Consider the following 1,535-nt stretch of genomic DNA (forward strand, 5'->3'; position numbering starts at 1 on the left):
CGTGGATCAGGTCGGTGTGTCCGACGACTTCTTCGCGTGCGGCGGCCATTCCCTGCTGGCCACGCGGTTGATTTCAAGAATGCGCGACGCGTTCGGTATCGACCTGCCGTTACGTCTGCTGTTCGAGGCGCCGGTGATTACGGATCTGGCGCAGCGCGTCGAGTCCGCGCTGCACGACGGCGCGCGCGCCATGCTGCCGCCGCTCTTGCCGCGCTCGCAAGCCGGGCGCGACCGGCCGTTGCCGCTGTCGTATGCGCAGCAGCGTCTGTGGTTTCTGGACCGGCTCGAGCCCGGCAATCCCTCCTATAACATCCCGGCAACCGTGCGGTTGCGCGGCGAACTCGACGTCGCGGCTCTCCGTCGCGCGCTCAACGAGGTCGTAGGGCGGCACGATGTGTTGCGCACGCATTTTTCAGTCGAAGATGGCGAAGTGGTTCAGCGGACGGTCGCGAGGCTCGCTATCGATCTGCCGCTAGTCGACCTGTCTGCGCAGCCCAAAGCGTTGCAACAGACGCGATGCAAGGCGGAGCTTGTGCGCCAGGCCGGCACGTCGTTCGACTTGTCGACGGGGCCGCTGATCCGTGCCGGATTGATCCGGCTTGGCGACGATGAGCACATCGTCGCGCTGACGATGCATCACATTGCCTCCGACGGCTGGTCGACAGGCGTTCTGGTGCGCGAACTGGTGGCCCTGTACCGCGCCTTTTCTCGCGGCGAGCCTTCTCCGCTGACTGCCCTGCCGGTCCAGTACACGGACTACGCCCAGTGGCAACGTGCATGGCTGGCGGACGAAGTATTGGCGCAGCAACTGGCGTACTGGCGCGCGCACCTGTCGGATGCGCCGCCGCTGCTGACCCTGCCGACCGACTGGCCGCGTCCCGCCGTGCAACGGCACCGCGGCGCCACCCACGACTTCGCGATAGACCCGGCGACCACGGCCGGCCTGCATGCATTGGCGCGTCGGGTGCAGGGCACCCTGTTCATGCCACTGGCAGCTGCCTACGGCGTGCTGCTGTCGCGCCATGCGTCCCAGGACGATATCTGTATCGGTACGCCGATTGCGAATCGACGTGACACGCAGACTGAAAGCCTGATCGGCATGTTCGTGAACATGCTGGTGCTGCGCCAGCAGATCGTCGGTCACGAGTCGTTCGAGACGCTGCTGGAGCGTACGCGCGAAACGACGCTCGGCGCCTACGGCCACCAGGACATGCCGTTCGAGCAGCTCGTCGAGGCCTTGCGGCCGCAACGCAGCCTCGGCCATTCGCCACTGTTCCAGGCGATGCTGGTGCTGCAAAACACACCGCTCGAAGAGCCCGGCGTGCCGGGTCTGTCGTTCGAACCGGTCGACGGCGAGACGACGACGGCGCGATTCGACCTGACGCTGAATCTCGACGAAGTGGACGGACGTTTGCAGGCCAGCTTCGAATACGACGTCGACCTGTTCAAGCACGGACGCATCGAGCGGATGGCCGGACACTTCGTGCGGCTGCTGGAAGCGATTGTTGCGCAACCGCAGATGCGCGTCGATGCGT

The 1,535-nt window shown here is 65.6% G+C and carries 1 protein-coding gene; it reads left to right on the forward strand.

The annotated features are described in order from the left end of the window. Window positions 1-16 precede the first annotated feature (16 nt). On the forward strand, window positions 17-1,535 hold a 1,519-nt coding region (locus tag HB633_RS30525; RefSeq protein ID WP_346730394.1), incomplete at its 3' end, for a condensation domain-containing protein.

It is taken from the genome of Caballeronia sp. dw_276, from assembly GCF_018449635.1.
In the GTDB taxonomy this organism is placed as follows: Bacteria; Pseudomonadota; Gammaproteobacteria; order Burkholderiales; family Burkholderiaceae; genus Caballeronia.